The organism is Rhizobium sp. 268, from assembly GCF_036571585.1.
GTDB lineage: Bacteria > Pseudomonadota > Alphaproteobacteria > Rhizobiales > Rhizobiaceae > Rhizobium > Rhizobium redzepovicii.
On the sequence record NZ_JAPPSO010000011.1, the window covers coordinates 226,052 to 241,534 of the forward strand.

A 15,483-nucleotide genomic window follows, 5' to 3' on the forward strand; every position below is an offset into this window, starting at 1 on the left:
AAACCTCCGCAAAACAAAGAAGCCCGGTCGAAACCGGGCTTCAATCTCATGCAAAAAGGGAAGGCAAGCTTACATGCCCTGCGGCACGTAGGTGTACTTGCCGTCTGCGCCCTTCTTCCATTCGTACATGATGTACCCAGGAATCTTCGGGTCACCCTTTTCGTCGAACGAAATGTCGCCGAGAACCGTCGTGAACGGACCCTTTTCCTTCATGGCCGTGGCAACGGCTTCAGGATCGACCGAACCGGCAGCCTTGGCGGCACCGGCGATCGCCTGCATCGCAGCGTAGGAATAGAGCGTGTAGGCTTCCGGGTTGAAACCGGCAGCCTTGAACTTTTCGACGAGTTCCTTGTTGGCCGGGTTCAGTGTCGGATCAGGACCGAAGGTGTTCAGCGTACCGGCAACGGCGTCGCCAGCGATCGAGGCCAGTTCGTTCGAAACGATACCGTCGCCCGAAACCAGCGTTGCCTTCAGGCCCTGATCTGCGGCCTGACGAATGATAAGACCGGCTTCGGTGTGCAGACCGCCCCAATAGATGATCGAGACGCCGGCTTCCTTCATCTTGGCGATGAGGGCCGAGAAGTCCTTATCGCCGACGTTGATGCCTTCATACATGACTTCCGTCACACCGGCGGCATTCATCGCCTTCTTGGTTTCATCGGCAAGACCCTGACCGTAAGGTGTCTTGTCGTGAACGACCGCGATCTTGGCGTCCTTGAAGTGATCGGCAAGATACTTGCCGGCGATGGCGCCCTGCTGGTCGTCACGGCCGCAGGTACGGAAAGTGTTCCAGAGACCGCGTTCCGTAAACTTAGGGTTCGTAGCGGCCGGGGTGATTTCGAGGATGCCGTTTTCGGCATAGACTTCCGAAGCCGGGATCGAAACGCCCGAGTTGAAGTGGCCGATGACGAACTTGACACCGTCGGCAACGAATTTATTGGCGACCGAAATGCCCTGCTTCGGGTCGGAGACGTCGTCGCCGAGCTCGAGCTTGATCTGCTCGCCATTGATGCCGCCAGCAGCGTTGATATCGGCGGCCGCCTGCTCGGCGCCCTTCTGGAGCTGAGCACCGAACGCAGCGTTCGGGCCGGTCAGCGGACCAGCGACAGCGATGAGAACGTCGGCCCATGCGTTGCCGCTGAAGGCGACCATCGCCGTCAGAGCCACCGCCGACAGAAGAGACTTCTTCATATTGTTACTCCCAATTTTTGGGCGGGTTCCGGTCCAAGGCCCAGCGCACTACCCACCATTGACTGCGCCAGGAAAGCTGTTCCACTCTGAAGGCAATTCATGCCTAGTTTCAACGGACTGTCAATGTTTGTCCTTCCACGAAAACGCGGAAGTTTTTTCGTACAGCCAGTAATAGTTGTTGACCATCTGATTGGTGCGGCGAAAGCGGAAGCCGGCGGTCGAGAAGACCAGCAGCGTCACGAAATCGATGCCGTAGAAGAGAGCGCTGAGCATCGGCCCATCGAACAGGGCGTGGTGCAGGAACTGCATCGCCCAGGCGAGCAGGAAAGTGTAGACGACAGTCAGCGGGTAGTTGTTCCAGCCTTCGGCAACCGCCTTGCCGGCGCGCCAGGCCGTCCAGAAGCCGATCAGCACGACGATCGCGCGGATGATCAACCGGGCACCGGTATCGCTTTCGAAGAAAAGTCCCTGCATGTCAAACTCCCTTCGAGCTAGTGTCTTCCGCCTTCGAGATAGGCGGCACGGACTTCAGGATTGGCGAGCAGCTCCTTGCCGGAGCCGCTCATCGTCACCTTGCCGTTCACCATCACGTAAGCGCGGTGCGAAAGCCTCAGCGCAGCAAATGCGTTCTGCTCGACGAGGAAAACGGTGAGACCTTCCTGTTCATTAAGCTTGCGGATCGCCTCGAAGATGCCCTTGACGATCAGCGGCGCAAGACCAAGAGATGGTTCGTCGAGAAGCAGCAGCTTCGGGCGCGCCATCAGCGCGCGGCCGATCGACAGCATCTGCTGCTCGCCGCCCGAAAGCGTGCCGCCGCGCTGGGCGTGGCGTTCTTTCAGGCGCGGGAAGAGCGTGAAGATCTTCTCGACGTCCTCGGCGAAGTATTTGAGATTATCGAGGCCTGCGCCCATCTGAAGATTTTCCAGAACCGTCATCCGCGGGAAGATGCGGCGTCCCTCAGGCGACTGCGCGATGCGCAGGCGGGCGATTTCGTGGGTCGGCATGTGTGTGATGTCGCGACCCTCGAAGACGACCGAGCCGGTACGGGCCTGCGGGCTGCCGCAGATCGTCATCATCAGCGTCGACTTGCCGGCGCCGTTGGCACCGATCAGGCTGACGATCTCGCCCTTGTTGACGTGGACATCGATGCCGGCCAGCGCACGGATATTGCCATAATAGGTTTCGACGCCATTCACCTGAAGGAGCGGTTGACCCGTCATTACTTCATCGCCCATCAATTTGCGCCTCCTTCGAGCTGCTCGACGGTTGCGATCACCTCTTCCACTTCTTCATCTTCGACACCGAGATAGGCCGCGATGACCTTCGGATCGTTCTTCACGTGATCCGGTGTGCCATCGGAAATCTTCTGGCCGTATTCGAGGACGACGACGTGGTCGGAGATTTCCATGACCACCGACATGTCATGCTCGATGAGCAAGATAGATGTTCCGGTTTCGGCACGGATGCTCTGCAGCAGCGCATTGAGGGTTGCCGATTCCCGCGGATTCAGGCCGGCGGCTGGTTCGTCCAGGCAAAGCAGCTCGGGGCCAGTGCACATGGCACGGGCAATCTCGAGACGCCGCTGGGCTCCGTAGGGCAGATCACCTGCCGGATCGTCGGCCCGGTCGATCAAATCGGCCTTCTCCAGCCAATGGCGCGCAAGCTCGATCGATGCGGCCGCCTCCCGCTTGTAGGGACCGATGCCAATGAGGCCGAGGATCGTATAACCCGACGCCTTCATCAGCTTGTTGTGCTGGGCGACGAGCAAGTTTTCGAGAACCGTCAGGCCGGAGAACAGCCGGATGTTCTGGAAGGTGCGCGCCACCTTGGCTTCTTTGGTGATGCGAAAGTCCGGCAGACGCTCCAGCAGATACTGCTTGCCGCTCTTCTGGTTAAGCGTGATCATCCCCATCGTCGGCTTGTAAAAGCCGGTGATGCAGTTGAAGACCGTGGTCTTGCCGGCACCGTTCGGGCCGATCAGCGCAGTGATATCGCCGCGCTTGGCTTCGAAGGAGAAGTCGTTGATGGCCATCAGGCCGCCGAACTTCATCGACAGGTGTTCGACCTTGAGAAGCGTGTCGCTCGACATGGTGTTGGTGACGGGGCTCATCAACCATGGCCCTCCTTGATGAAGCTTCCGGAAATTGCCTTGCGCGCCTTGAGGAAGGCGGTCGGTTCACGCGAACCGACGAAACCGCGCGGCTTGAACAGCATAACCACGACCATGGCGAGGCCGAAGATCAGCATACGATACAATTCCGGCGTGAAGGTCGGCCCGAAAACTACTTTCAGGAAGTCCATTTCGCGCAGCAACTCGGTGCCGCCGACCATGACGATTGCGGCGATCGCAATCCCGGTCAGAGAACCCATGCCGCCGAGGACCACGATGGCGAGGATCACAGCCGATTCCAAGAACACGAAAGATTCCGGCGAAACGAAACCCTGACGGGCAGCAAAGAAGGAGCCGGCGAAACCGGCAAACATCGCTCCCGTCGCAAAGGCCGTGAGCTTGGTCGTCACCGTATTGATGCCGAGCGAGCGGCAGGCGATCTCGTCTTCGCGCAGCGCTTCCCAGGCGCGCCCAATCGGCATGCGGCGCAGCTGGATGGTCACGTAGGCGGTCAGCATGCAGAGCGCCAGGATGAGGTAAAAAAGGAAGATCTTGTAGTAAGCCGAGGACATCGACAGGTGAAAGAGCTTGGCGAAGCCGCCGGCCGTCGCGTCGAAGGGAATGCCGAACAGCGTCACCTTGGGAATGCTCGAGATACCGAAAGTCCCCTTGGTGACATCCGTCCAGTTGATAAGCACGAGGCGGATGATTTCGCCGAATGCGAGCGTCACGATGGCGAGGTAGTCGCCGCGCAGGCGCAGCACCGGAAAGCCGAGAATAACGCCCCAAAGTGCGGCGAAAATGCCGGAGAGCGGGAGGAGAACCCAGAAGGACAGGCCGAAATGGCTCGAAAGCAGCGCATAGGAATAGGCGCCGACCGCATAGAAAGCGACATAACCGAGATCGAGAAGACCGGCGAGGCCGACGACGATGTTCAGCCCCCAGGCAAGCATCACATAGATCAAGATCTGGATGCCGAAATTGTCGACATATGTCAGCGACCCCTGCGGACCTTTGATCGCTACCACCACCATGGGATAAAGCAGCAGCGCGATCAGCGCGATCTTCAGGAAATGACGGTGGAAGAAGCTCTTCTCGGTTGAGATGGCGAGTTCGCCCTGTCTCGCCTTTGCCAGCTTGCGGCTGTCGAGATGTGGCCGCAGGAAAACCACCGTGGCGAAGCGCCCGATCGCGGCGACAGCGACGAAGACCGCAAGCAGCCCCCAGCGCTGGACGATGATCAACTCATTATTGATGTTCTGGTCGGTCTTGAGGCCGACATAGAGAACGAACATGCCGAACGAAAGGACGGCGGCGAAAAGGGCTTCGGTAAGGCCTTTACGGACAAGTCCGGCATCGGGCTTGCCTGCAGAATTTTCAATGTTTGCCATGACGTTATACCTTCTCGACTTCCGGCCGTCCAAGAATGCCCGTCGGCTTGAAGATCAGCACGAAAGCGAGGATGGCGAAGGTCGCGACATCCTTGTACGCGATGGTGAAATAAGCCGACCACAGCGATTCGATCAGACCGATCATCAGCCCGCCGAGAACGGCACCCGGCAATGAGCCGATGCCGCCGAGAACGGCTGCGGTAAAAGCCTTCACACCCGGCGTGAAGCCGTCGGCGAACGAAGCGACGCCATAATACATCAGATACATCGTGCCGGCGACGGCAGCCAGCGCCGCACCCATGACGAAGGTGATGGAAATCGTCTGGTCGACATTGACGCCGAGCAGCGCCGCCATCTTGCGGTCCTGCTCCGTGGCGCGCTGGGCACGGCCGAGTGCGGTACGATTGACGATGTACCAAAAGACGGCGAGCAGCACGACCGTGATCACGATGATGACGATCTGCTTCAGCGACACCGAGATGTTGCCGAACTGATAGACCGAGCTGATCATCGGCGGGATCGGCTTGTTGCGCGGACCCTGCGTCACCTGGATGAAATTGGACAGTACGATCGACATGCCGATCGCCGTGATCAGCGGCGCCAGGCGGAAGGAACCGCGCAGCGGGCGGTATGCGATCCGCTCGATCGTCCAATTCCACAAACTCGTCATCAGCATCGCCACGACAAGCATCGCCAGCAGCAGAATTGCCACCGGGAGACCTGCAAAGATGGATGTGAGGACGAGAAAGACGATAAGAGCGGCGAAACCACCGAGCATGAAGATATCGCCATGGGCGAAATTGATCATGCCGATAATGCCGTAAACCATCGTATAGCCAATAGCCACTAGGCCATAGATGGATCCGAGCGTCAGCCCATTGAAGAGCTGCTGGACGAAATACTCCATATGTCGTTTTCCCCTGGATGCGAACCACACGGGCTGCATCTCTTTTTGGTTCTTCGGTTCCCCGTTTCAGAGAACCTCATAGGCCGAATGCATACCGGTTTCGGTGGAAATGTGAAGACAAAAAGGATTTACTCCGACAAATTCTTGTCCGAACAGGCCTAAATGGCGCATTTTGAACCAAAATCCACAGAAAATCGGCAAAGAAAGGCCTATTTTTGATCAGAAACCGCCACTGAGTTAACGATTCGGAGATTTGGTCGGCGATTTCCCTTGTCCGCTTGGCGCGTAAGCTATTCCATAGAATTGGAAGATGGCGCAAATTCACACCCGAACTCCACCAATTTTGCGAATACCATTTCACATCAAGATACTCCTTCTTCGTCTGACAAGGCTAAAAACTTATGGTAGCTTCATGACACTGCGTTAGGGGATGCAGAGCGCGACGGGAAACACCATATCGAGGATCTGGTGACAGGGATGGTTTGCGGACGAGCGACAGTGGGGTGCTCGGCCCGCGCGGCGAACGGCAAAAGGACAATGCTGAGGACATTTGAAAGGGCGGCGCTCGAAGCCGGCAAGGCCATTATCACGGTCCTGCGCGAAGGCTTCCCGGTCGCCATGAAAGCGGATGCAAGTCCGGTCACGGTCGCCGACGAGGAGGCCGAACGCATCATCCTCGCTCATCTCGACAGAGATTATCCCGAAATACCGGTCGTGGCGGAAGAATCGGTCGCCGCCGGAAAAGTGCCCGACATCGCCGGCCGCGGCTTCTTCCTGGTCGATCCTCTCGACGGCACGCGCGAATTCGTCGACGGACGACAGGAATTCACCGTCAACATCGCTTATATAGAGAACGGCGTCCCGGTGGCCGGCATCGTCTACGCCCCGGCACTCGGGCTTGCCTTCTTGGGCGAACGCGGCCATGCCGAAAGGCTCGTAGTCACCGACGATTTCACCGTCGGCGCCCGCAGTGCAATTACCGTGCGCGAACAGCCGGAGGACAGGCTGGCGCTTGCCAGTCTCCGTCACAACAGTCCCGAGACCGGAAGCTTCCTCGCTCACCACGCCATCTCAAAATGCACCAATATCGGCTCCTCGCTGAAATTCTGCCTGCTGGCCGAAGGCAAGGCCGACGTCTATCCGCGCTTCACCCGCACGATGGAATGGGACACGGCGGCCGGCGATGCGGTATTGCGCGCTGCTGGCGGCTCCACGGTGACGCTCGACGGAGCGCCACTGACCTACGGCAAGACGGGCGCTGCAGCCGATTTCGACTTCGCCAATCCGAACTTCATCTCCTGGGGCGGCACGAAACGCGTCCTCGAACCGGTGTAACTACCCGCCGCATCGCCGAACTCGCCTCTATCCACGCGGCCGGGCCTCGGCGGCCAGCACTAAGAGTGATTCGCAAACGGCCGGTGATTCTCGATTTGAACCCCGTTTTTCCATTTTCCCGCGCCGGATCGTTACCCATCTCGCCTTGATTTTGTCATATTGTGACACAGTTTGGGAACGATCGAGCATCCCAGCCAGAAAAATTTGGTGTCGGAACTCGTTAACATACCGCCGGACGATGGTCGGTCGCGTGCCGAAACAACACGTCGCACCACCCCCGGAAGCCCTCGCCAAAGGCCTAAAAACCTTGACGAAATTCCAATTATTAACGAAATATCATGAGGTTGCCTCAACTTAACGCAGATGCGAAAGATTTATTGCGATGCGATATTTCTCTGGACAGCATTACACAATTGTCGCATTTTTCCGTTTTAGTAGGGTTACCAAGACCTGAGTGCAGCCCTGGTGACAGGGTAAACCATTGATCGCCTATTGCCGCCGCACCCCTCGAAGACAACAGAGTACGATCCTTGAGCATCACGGAACTAAACAACAGCATTTCGACTGAGTCCTTCCGGCCGAGCCGCCGCCAGCAGCCGAGCCTGAAGATCCAGACTCCCGTTATCCATAGCGACGCGTCCCAGGCGTCGTGGGTGGATCTTGCCCTGAAGCGGGCGTTCGACATCGTTTCGTCGTTGAGCGCCCTCCTCGTCCTTGCGCCTTTCCTTCTGTTCGTCGCCTTGCTGATCAAGCTCGACAGCCCGGGACCCGTGCTCTTCAAGCAGACCCGCTGGGGCAAGAACTGCAAGACCATCAAGGTCTACAAGTTCCGCTCGATGCGCACGGATCTCTGCGATGTCTCGGGTGTTGCCCAGACGGTGAAGAACGACCCGCGCATCACCCGCGTCGGTGCCATCCTGCGCCGCACGAATGTCGATGAGCTGCCGCAGCTGCTGAACGTGCTGATGGGCCACATGTCCGTCGTCGGTCCACGCTGCCATGCGATCGGCATGCGCGCCGGCGGCATGCTCTACGAAGAGCTCGTCCCGGAATACCACCAGCGCCACGCCATGCGCCCCGGCATGACAGGTCTTGCCCAGATGCGCGGCCTGCGCGGCCCGACCGATCGTCCGGCTAAGGCACGTGCCCGCATTGTGAGCGATCTCTACTACGTCGGAAATTTTTCGATCGGGATGGATATTCGCATCATTGCCGGCACCGTCGTGTCGGAACTGACCCGCGGAAAAGGCTTCTAAGCTTTTAAGAAAGGGGCCGGCAGCGAGAGCCGCCGGCACCCGACCGCTCCGGTGACCGCCTCCTGCGGCTGACCGAATCGAGCTTGCGCATCGCGCACTTCAAATAACCCGACCCCATATGCGACGAGAATTCGAGAATGATCGCAATCTCGTCGCTGCTTTGCCGGCGACCAGCGCAGGCATACGATTTCGCGCCAGGCGCGCCATCGCCTGCGGCCATGCCGGCATGAAACATCCGTCCGAAAGCGAAGATGTATTGTTTCAGGTCAGCGCTGTGTGGGCGCGAAGGCGAAAATATTGTTCGAGGCGTACATCTGAACACGGATTGAAGGTGCTTTTTTGGCGCCGCCGCCCGCCTCACTGAAAATCGGCCTCGATCGTCCGCCTTCTCGCGCTCACATCTGCCTCAAGACAAGAAAATCGCCGGCCCGGTGAAAAAACCGATTAAGCTTTCCGGCCAGTCAGCTGGTTTCCGTGAAAGCCGTGCGACAGCCTCTTGGGAAAGCTGAGCCCAGATAAAAATCGAAGCCCGCAAATCTCGCGATCTTGCCAAACCGCTCCCTGCCGCCGTTTGGCGAGATCCCATCGCGACCTGACTGCGAAGACAAAAAACCCAGCATGCTCAGCGCAATCACCGCGCGCATGCTCATCCATTTTCATCCTCACGCCACGGGTCTGCTTCAGTCTGGCCTCGCCGTCGGTAGTAAGAGGCCCTGTGCCGGGGCATCGACAGAGATGGCTTTTGCTCTCGCATGCCAAGCACACCAAGCATCAAAAGCGCGCGCTGGACTGAACCAGCGGGAAGAACAGAGACGATGTCTCACGTTCATTCCTATGCCCCGCGCGACAAAACTTATCACGGGAAATCAGTCATATTTATTCGGCAAGCCCCCATTCACGCCGCCCCAAGTTGACGGAGCGGAAGATGGCCATCCCGTATCGGCCGGGGGGCCCAGGGCATCTAAATTTGTTATCAAAGTCTTACGATGAGCTTAGGCAATTTTTAAATGTGGCAGGCTAGAGTGGCGTCCGTGGTCTTGCGTTGTGTAGAGAGTCCAATGACCGAAATGATACGTCCCCGAGTAAAATATGTCATCGGCCCCGATGGCAGCCCCCTGACGATCGCGGATCTTCCGCCGCCCAATACGCGGCGCTGGGTGATCCGTCGGAAGGCAGAGGTTGTCGCGGCTGTTCGCGGTGGCCTGTTGAGCTTGGAAGAGGCTTGCGAGCGTTATACGCTCACCGTCGAAGAGTTTCTCTCCTGGCAATCGTCGATCAACAGCCACGGTCTCGCCGGCCTGCGCACCACGCGCATCCAGCAATATCGCCACTGATCGTACGCCATCATCGAGATTTATTTCGGGCCGGACGCATTTCCCATCAGGGAATGAAGAAGGCCCGAAATCATTGACGAGGCTGCGTAGCACCAAAGGCCCGGCTGCGTGAAGGCATCCGCCAACCCCGTTGTCTTCGCCGCCGCAATGACGATCGCCACCAGCAGCACGTCCATCATTGACCACTTGGACAGATGCGGCACGACGCGACGATAAAACAGGCTGCCGGCCCCGCCGCCGGCACCTGCCGCTTCCGCGGAGATCCCGACCATCTTCAGTAGCGGAAGCACGATCGAGACCAATGCGACGATCGCCGCCAGCAGCCTATCCCCGCCCTGCCAGAGCGAGACGACGATTTCGATGAGCGACGGGGTCTGATCGAAGAAATACAGCGTCTCGAAACGGACCAGCGGCAGGATGAGGCCGAGCGCCAGGAGGAATGGCGCGGCCACGAGCAGGACGGGGCGGATCATCGAAAGCGCCCTCATAGGCCCGAACCTCGCGCCGACCCGACATTTTTCATGAACACTCCGTCTCCTCCAGCCATGGCCTTGCCGGCTTGGCACGATCGCGTCGCCGTGTCACCGTCGCCGACGACAATATCCCCATCCCTCAGCGAGGAAAGACAATGGACATTCGAAACGAGGAAGGCGCATCCGGCGGCCGTTATGCGGCCGAGGTCGAGGGGCACGAGGCGGCGATGACCTATTCGCGCACCTCGGCGAAACTCGTCATCGTCGATCACACCGCCGTTCCCGATGCGCTACGCGGCAAGGGCGTCGGCCAGGCATTGGCGCTGCACGCAGTGGAGGCGGCCCGGGCCGGCGGCTGGAAGATCATCCCGCTCTGCCCATTCTTCAAGGCACAGGCGCAACGCCATCCGGAATGGCACGATGTCGTGAATTGATCTTTGCGGCTCAGACGGCTGCGATTTCCGGGTGGGTGATAGAGTGTAAAACGGCGAAACACCAAAAGCCATGTATGACGGACAGCGCGCCCGTCATACATGGCTTCTCAGTGGCGATCCCAGGGCGCCGCAGCCGGCGCCCGCCGTTTTTTTTACGCCCTTGCGCGGGCGCTGGTGTCACGTTCTTCCAGCGCCGTCGCCCTTGCATATTCCGCCTGCATCTCTTCGAGCGCCATTTCCAGCGACTCTTCCTGCATCTTCAGTTCCTTGATCGAAACCTGCAGGTTGTCGGCCCGCTGACGCGCGGCCTTGGCGAAGGTCGGATACGCAAAGTGATTCGGATCTGAGATTCCGGACTTCTTTTCCTCGACGACGATCTGGCTCTCCAGATCCTTCGTCATCCGTTCGAATTCGGACATCATCATCTGCAACTGCTGCAATTGACGTCGTTTTTCGTTCACCTGAAACTCTTTCAGGCGAACGAGACTCTCTCGCGACTTCATACGCATTACTCCCGTGATGCGAGACCCCGGCTCAACTTGAAACCGCCCTGCGCGCCGCTTTGACACGGTTTGCTAAAAAATTTCCTGCGATATTAACAAATACCTACCGCTGGTAACCTTTCGTTTACGGGCATCGTTAATGATAGGCCCGATGATTTAAGGGTCGGTAAATGCCGCGGCATTAAGTTCGAACCTTTTCATTGGCGAGTCGGATGAATCACTTAGCGCATTTTCCTAATGTTGAAGATGAAGAGCGCCATTTGAGATTCCTATTGGAAAACAGAGAAATGGAAAAAATATTTAATAAATTCGATACTCCTTGCCAGAGTGAATTAGAATTTGTTAACCATTTCGTGGCAGCTTCCAAATTACGTAGCGTGTTCGGTATCGTGTAGGGGGCCAGACCACCTTTCGGCGGCGGTAAAGGGGATAATTATGCGGGTACTACTCATCGAGGATGATAGCGCGACGGCGCAGAGCATCGAGTTGATGCTGAAATCAGAAAGTTTTAATGTCTACACCACCGATCTCGGTGAAGAAGGCGTCGATCTGGGCAAGCTGTATGATTATGATATCATCCTGCTGGATCTGAACCTGCCCGACATGTCCGGATATGAAGTGCTTCGCACGCTCCGGCTGTCCAAGGTCAAGACACCGATCCTCATTCTGTCGGGCATGGCCGGTATCGAAGACAAGGTTCGCGGCCTCGGCTTCGGCGCTGACGACTACATGACCAAGCCGTTCCACAAGGACGAGCTCGTTGCCCGCATCCACGCCATCGTCCGCCGCTCCAAGGGCCATGCCCAGTCAGTCATCATGACCGGCGAACTCATCGTCAACCTCGACGCCAAGACTGTCGAAGTCGGTGGCCAGCGCGTCCACCTGACGGGCAAGGAATACCAGATGCTGGAGCTGCTTTCGCTCCGCAAGGGCACCACCCTCACCAAGGAAATGTTCCTCAACCACCTTTACGGCGGCATGGACGAGCCGGAACTGAAGATTATCGACGTCTTCATCTGCAAGCTCCGCAAGAAGCTCGCCAACGCTGCTGGCGGCGCCAACTACATCGAGACCGTCTGGGGCCGCGGCTACGTTCTGCGCGAGCCGGATGGTGCCGAATACGCCGAAACCGCCTGATATTTCCGATCCCCCTTATCGGATAACGAAATCCCGCCCTTCCGGCGGGATTTTTCGTTTCTGCCTGGCAACGAGAAGAGGCCTTAATAAAAGAGATGTGAGGCTGGATAAGCGGTCGAACCTTCTCCGTTGCGATCAAGAAAACGGAGTGCGGGCGGCCGAACGTGCTTACGCGTTCGGCGAGGCTGCATGGAAAGGCGACCTGGCGTCAGGCAGCGATCGCGCGGTTTCCGAAAACGGCGGTCAGGATCTTGCGGTCGAACGGCTTCAGCAAGAAGTCGGTGGCGCCGGCCCGTTTGCCCGCCATCAGCTTCTTCAGATCCGCCTCGACGACGCAGTAATAGATCTTGACGTCTTTGCCGCCGTCCATGGCGCGGATGGCGGCGATGAGGTCGAGGGCGCCCTCCATGCCGGAATCGACGATCAAATATTCCGGCAGCTCCGTCTGGCAGCGCTGCAGCGCCTCGCCGGCGTTGGAGGCCTCGCTGACGAGAAAATCGAGTTCGGAGAGAATGCGCTTGCCGACCTTGCGGACGATATCCGAATTATCGGTGATCATGAACCTTTGCATGGGCGCTCCTTTGCCCCTCGCATTCGTCGCAGCAAGAGGCCTCTTACAACCCTGGAGAATAGGTCCATCAGGCTAACGAATCGTTACCGGACGGGCTAAGACACCCGTCCAATCTCGAAATCAGGCCGCCGCCGCGGCCACCGCCGTGAACACCAGTTCTTCGGCACTGGCGCTGTGATCAAGCGTCATTCCGCACTCCTGCGCCAGAAGCACAGTGTAATAGGGCTGGATCGAATGGGCGTCGATCGCTTCCTCGATCGTGCCGGTCGAGATCTCGACGAATTTCGGAGGCAGGCGCATCAGCTTGCCTTTGGCCGTGAGCTTGAACCTGGCATCGAACTCGGGATTCTCAAGCGTTACCTCGAGCACGCCGCCGCGCGGAATTGCCGAATAGGCAACGAGAAACAGGTTGAGCAGCAGCTTGACGCGATTCTTGGCGACGATGGCGCGCGGCCCGTTCCAGATGACCTCGGTTTTCTTCTCGGCGATGGCGAAATCCTTGGCCGCACGCTCGGCCTCGCCGGTATCGATCGAAGCGCCGACAGAACCCGAGGCACCAAAGGCGAGACGCGCGAATTTCAGACGGACGGAAGCGTTGAGCGCGCTGGTGCGGATCAGGTCCATCGCATCGGCGTCGGCACCCCCCTCATCCAGCAGCTCCAGCCCGTTATTGATCGCACCGACCGGTGAGATGACATCGTGGCAAACGCGGCTGCAAAGAAGCGCGGCCAGATCCGGGCCGGACAAGGTGAGATTGGGGTTCTTGGACATCATCGTCTCCTGAGGGGCGGCAAGTTCATCGCGCCCGGGAATATGCTTCATCAAAATTGCGCGAAGTTTGCGATCGTACTCGGTGCCATAATGACACCATATTTGGTAAACCGATTGTTAAGATCATCGGCGCAAAATGCACCAATCGCCGCGAGCGGTTGCCCGCTCCCAGCCAAACGACGAACGGATGACACCATGCGCCCTCGATTTCCGCACCGATTCATCGGCTTCTGCAGGTTGCTTTCGGCCCTCGTCTTTTCCTCGCTGATGGTCGTCGGGCCTGCCTCCGCCCAGGACAACGGCCAGTACACGATGCAGGAAATCGTCGATGCCGGCCACTCCTTCTTCGGCTCCGCCAGCGGCGGACTTGCCAAAGTCGTCGAGAGTGCCTTCCAGAAATACGGCCTGCCGAATGGCTACATCCTCGGACAGGAAGGCGGCGGCGCGTTCATCGCCGGCCTTACCTACGGCGAAGGCCAGCTGAACACCAAGAACGCCGGCGAACATAATCTCTACTGGCAGGGCCCCTCGCTCGGCCTCGATTACGGTGGCCAAGGCTCACGCGTGATGATGCTGGTCTACGACCTGCCCTCGGTAAACGGCATCTATGCCCGCTTCGGCGGCGTCAGCGGCTCGGCCTATGTTATCGCCGGCTTCGGCATGACCCTTCTCAAGAACAACGACGTGCTGGTCGTGCCGATCCGCACCGGCGTCGGCGCCCGCTTGGGTGTCAATGTCGGCTATCTCAAGATCACTCAGGCGCCGACCTGGAACCCCTTCTGAGACCGCAAAGCCGCCGGAAAGCGCCGCCGTTCGCATCGGCGGCCTTGCCCATATGCGTCATGCGTGCTTAATCATCGCGGCTGACCTCTTATCAACCTTCGAATCGATGGCCGCGCCGTGATCGAATACGCTCTCTTGTTCGGATTGGGCTTCCTGACCGCGGCCTTCCTGGTCTTTCTGGTCTCGCCCGCCGTTCACCGCCGTATCGTCTGGTATACAGAGAACCGCCTGAAGGCGACCATGCCGCTCAGCCCGCAGGAGGTTCGCGCCCAGAAGGATATGGTGCGCGCGCTCTATGCGGCCGAAAACGCCCGCACCACCCAGGACCTGCTGCGTGAGCGCGAGAAATCCCTGTCGCTCCAGCTTCGCCACGACGCGCTCGCCGTCGATGCCGGCAGGCTTGCCGCCGAGATCGGCGAATTGCAGGCCCAGATCGGCGAGATGCATGTCGAGGCCGCCGAGCAGCGCTCGCGTCTGCGCAAGGATGAGAATTATATTAGTCAGTTGAAGACCAATCTGCATATTGCCGAACAGTCCGCGGCCAACAAGGAGAGCGAACTGGCAACGATGCGGACGCGGCTGAGCAAGCTCGGTGAACAGACCGATGGGCTGAGGATCGATCTGGCCGCACGCGAAACCGAGGCGGAGAGCCTGAAATCCCGCGTCAACGCGCTACGCGACGAACGAGATACGTTGCGCCAGGACGTCAACCTGCTGCAGAAGCGCGCCAAGGATGCCGAACAGAAACTGACGCAACAGCAGCACATGGTGATCCGCCTGGAGGACAAGGCCGCGCGCGACAGCGCTTCCGCCGCCGAAAAGGAAGCCCTGGTCGCTCGCCGCCAGCAGGAGATCGCCAAGGTGAAGGAACAGTTGAAGGCCGCCAATGCCGAGATCCGCAAGGTCAATCGCGTGCTGCGCGACGCCGGCCTTGCCGGGATGGCCGCGGAGCTGCCGGCGGAATCGACGGCCGAAGACCCGGCAACATCCACGCCCGACACCGCCGTCGTCACGGCTGAGATCGGCGAAGATGTCCGCAAGCGCAGCGCCGCCCTTGCCGAACGCCTGCAGAATGCAAAGACGGTGACCGGACGCGATGGGGAGATCCGCGAGGAAATCGCCTCAATCGCCGCCAACATGGTGGCCCTGACCGCACTCAAGGAGGGGCCCTCCTCGCCGATCCGCACTCTTTTGCCGAATGCGGCGGAAAAGACCCCGAGTGATCGCGTCAGCCTTGCCGACAGGGCGGCCGCCATCATCGCCGATCCCCAGCGCTAACGCATACCG

Annotated in this window: 18 protein-coding genes and 1 pseudogene; 7 read left to right on the plus strand and 12 right to left on the minus strand. The window is 58.9% G+C overall.

Annotated elements, in window-relative coordinates; genetic code table 11:
- Positions 1-69: 69 nt before the first annotated feature.
- The 6 genes from OS035_RS22470 to OS035_RS22495 all read right to left on the minus strand — a co-directional run bounded on the left by OS035_RS22470 (position 70) and on the right by OS035_RS22495 (position 5,599).
- Positions 70-1,191, minus strand: a complete 1,122-nt coding sequence (locus OS035_RS22470) for a branched-chain amino acid ABC transporter substrate-binding protein (protein ID WP_097629123.1) — start codon at positions 1,189-1,191, stop codon at positions 70-72.
- Between the two features lie 120 nt (positions 1,192-1,311).
- The gene (locus OS035_RS22475) at positions 1,312-1,665 is read right to left on the minus strand and encodes a DUF6867 family protein (RefSeq protein ID WP_097629124.1); all 354 of its coding nucleotides are present in this window, start codon (positions 1,663-1,665) and stop codon (positions 1,312-1,314) included.
- Positions 1,666-1,682: 17 nt separating this feature from the next.
- Positions 1,683-2,426 (minus strand): ABC transporter ATP-binding protein, encoded by a 744-nt coding sequence (locus OS035_RS22480; protein ID WP_179867178.1) that lies wholly within the window; start codon positions 2,424-2,426, stop codon positions 1,683-1,685.
- Positions 2,426-3,301, minus strand: coding sequence for an ABC transporter ATP-binding protein (locus OS035_RS22485; RefSeq protein ID WP_003581862.1), 876 nt, complete (start codon positions 3,299-3,301; stop codon positions 2,426-2,428). The genes OS035_RS22480 and OS035_RS22485 overlap by 1 nt, the downstream gene beginning before the upstream one ends.
- Positions 3,301-4,692 carry a high-affinity branched-chain amino acid ABC transporter permease LivM gene (livM, locus tag OS035_RS22490; RefSeq protein WP_097629125.1) on the minus strand — a complete coding sequence of 464 codons (1,392 nt, stop codon included), beginning with the start codon at positions 4,690-4,692 and terminating at the stop codon, positions 3,301-3,303. The genes OS035_RS22485 and livM overlap by 1 nt, the downstream gene beginning before the upstream one ends.
- A 4-nt stretch (positions 4,693-4,696) precedes the next feature.
- Positions 4,697-5,599, minus strand: a complete 903-nt coding sequence (locus tag OS035_RS22495; RefSeq protein ID WP_049731672.1) for a branched-chain amino acid ABC transporter permease — start codon at positions 5,597-5,599, stop codon at positions 4,697-4,699.
- 537 nt (positions 5,600-6,136) lie between these two features.
- Here OS035_RS22495 and cysQ point away from each other — a divergent pair.
- Positions 6,137-6,934: a 3'(2'),5'-bisphosphate nucleotidase CysQ gene (gene cysQ, locus OS035_RS22500; RefSeq protein WP_097629127.1), complete on the plus strand. Its 798-nt coding sequence runs from the start codon at positions 6,137-6,139 to the stop codon at positions 6,932-6,934.
- Between the two features lie 530 nt (positions 6,935-7,464).
- A complete protein-coding gene (locus tag OS035_RS22505; protein ID WP_003590533.1) occupies positions 7,465-8,190 on the plus strand; it encodes a sugar transferase in 726 nt (241 codons plus the stop codon).
- Positions 8,191-8,194: 4 nt separating this feature from the next.
- On the opposite strand, the pseudogene OS035_RS33605 reads toward OS035_RS22505, so the two are convergent.
- Positions 8,195-8,384 (minus strand): annotated as a pseudogene (locus OS035_RS33605) (hypothetical protein); the annotation flags it as partial.
- 267 nt (positions 8,385-8,651) lie between these two features.
- A complete protein-coding gene (locus OS035_RS22510) occupies positions 8,652-8,840 on the minus strand; it encodes a hypothetical protein (protein ID WP_131711333.1) in 189 nt (62 codons plus the stop codon).
- Positions 8,841-9,248: 408 nt separating this feature from the next.
- Here OS035_RS22510 and sciP point away from each other — a divergent pair, with 408 nt between their 5' ends.
- Positions 9,249-9,524, plus strand: a complete 276-nt coding sequence (gene sciP / locus OS035_RS22515) for a CtrA inhibitor SciP (protein ID WP_007533628.1) — start codon at positions 9,249-9,251, stop codon at positions 9,522-9,524.
- A 20-nt stretch (positions 9,525-9,544) separates the two neighbouring features.
- Here the strand turns inward: sciP and OS035_RS22520 are convergent, their stop codons facing one another.
- Positions 9,545-10,012: a paraquat-inducible protein A gene (locus OS035_RS22520; protein ID WP_097629128.1), complete on the minus strand. Its 468-nt coding sequence runs from the start codon at positions 10,010-10,012 to the stop codon at positions 9,545-9,547.
- 140 nt (positions 10,013-10,152) lie between these two features.
- Between OS035_RS22520 and OS035_RS22525 the strand changes: the two genes are divergently transcribed.
- Positions 10,153-10,431 carry a GNAT family N-acetyltransferase gene (locus OS035_RS22525; RefSeq protein WP_097629129.1) on the plus strand — a complete coding sequence of 93 codons (279 nt, stop codon included), beginning with the start codon at positions 10,153-10,155 and terminating at the stop codon, positions 10,429-10,431.
- Between the two features lie 152 nt (positions 10,432-10,583).
- Here the strand turns inward: OS035_RS22525 and OS035_RS22530 are convergent, their stop codons facing one another.
- A complete protein-coding gene (locus OS035_RS22530) occupies positions 10,584-10,934 on the minus strand; it encodes a hypothetical protein (RefSeq protein WP_003566024.1) in 351 nt (116 codons plus the stop codon).
- Between the two features lie 435 nt (positions 10,935-11,369).
- Here OS035_RS22530 and ctrA point away from each other — a divergent pair, with 435 nt between their 5' ends.
- Positions 11,370-12,071 (plus strand): response regulator transcription factor CtrA, encoded by a 702-nt coding sequence (gene ctrA, locus OS035_RS22535; protein WP_003542362.1) that lies wholly within the window; start codon positions 11,370-11,372, stop codon positions 12,069-12,071.
- 208 nt (positions 12,072-12,279) lie between these two features.
- On the opposite strand, the gene OS035_RS22540 is transcribed toward ctrA, so the two are convergent.
- Positions 12,280-12,642, minus strand: a complete 363-nt coding sequence (locus OS035_RS22540) for a response regulator (protein WP_097629130.1) — start codon at positions 12,640-12,642, stop codon at positions 12,280-12,282.
- A 120-nt stretch (positions 12,643-12,762) separates the two neighbouring features.
- Positions 12,763-13,413 carry a histidine phosphotransferase ChpT gene (gene chpT, locus OS035_RS22545; RefSeq protein WP_097629200.1) on the minus strand — a complete coding sequence of 217 codons (651 nt, stop codon included), beginning with the start codon at positions 13,411-13,413 and terminating at the stop codon, positions 12,763-12,765.
- Between the two features lie 195 nt (positions 13,414-13,608).
- Here chpT and OS035_RS22550 point away from each other — a divergent pair, with 195 nt between their 5' ends.
- Both OS035_RS22550 and OS035_RS22555 read left to right on the plus strand, forming a co-directional pair.
- A complete protein-coding gene (locus OS035_RS22550) occupies positions 13,609-14,196 on the plus strand; it encodes a DUF1134 domain-containing protein (protein ID WP_131711334.1) in 588 nt (195 codons plus the stop codon).
- A gap of 117 nt (positions 14,197-14,313) precedes the next feature.
- Positions 14,314-15,474, plus strand: a complete 1,161-nt coding sequence (locus OS035_RS22555; protein WP_097629132.1) for a hypothetical protein — start codon at positions 14,314-14,316, stop codon at positions 15,472-15,474.
- The last annotated feature ends 9 nt before the right edge of the window (positions 15,475-15,483 follow it).